Annotated in this window: 1 rRNA gene; it reads right to left on the bottom strand. The window is 57.9% G+C overall.

The features are described from left to right. Positions 1-135: 135 nt before the first annotated feature. Positions 136-572 (bottom strand): 16S ribosomal RNA (locus tag QL985_RS12100); the annotation flags it as partial.

Here is a 572-nt window from a genome sequence, read left to right as displayed (position 1 = left end):
TGTCCGGTCGTGTTCCCGTGTCAGGGAGCAGCGTGTCCGCTTGCTGATATTCCACCCATGAGCATCAACCACACCCCGTCGAAGATGACGAGGATCGTGGGTGCCGGCCACACGGCCAGCCACTGTGCTCCTTAGAAAGGAGGTGATCCAGCCGCACCTTCCGGTACGGCTACCTTGTTACGACTTAGTCCCAATCGCCAGTCCCACCTTCGACGGCTCCCCCCACAAGGGTTAGGCCACCGGCTTCGGGTGTTACCAACTTTCGTGACTTGACGGGCGGTGTGTACAAGGCCCGGGAACGTATTCACCGCAGCGTTGCTGATCTGCGATTACTAGCGACTCCGACTTCACGTGGTCGAGTTGCAGACCACGATCCGAACTGAGACCAGCTTTTTGGGATTAGCTCCACCTCGCGGCATCGCAACCCATTGTACTGGCCATTGTAGCATGCGTGAAGCCCAAGACATAAGGGGCATGATGATTTGACGTCATCCCCACCTTCCTCCGAGTTGACCCCGGCAGTCTCCTATGAGTCCCCACCATCACGTGCTGGCAACATAGAACGAGGGTTG

Source organism: Kocuria sp. APC 4018 (assembly GCF_030407675.1).
In the GTDB taxonomy this organism is placed as follows: Bacteria; Actinomycetota; Actinomycetes; order Actinomycetales; family Micrococcaceae; genus Kocuria; species Kocuria rhizophila.
The sequence above is the reverse complement of the archived record's forward strand: the minus strand, read 5'-3'. Positions and strand labels throughout refer to the sequence as shown.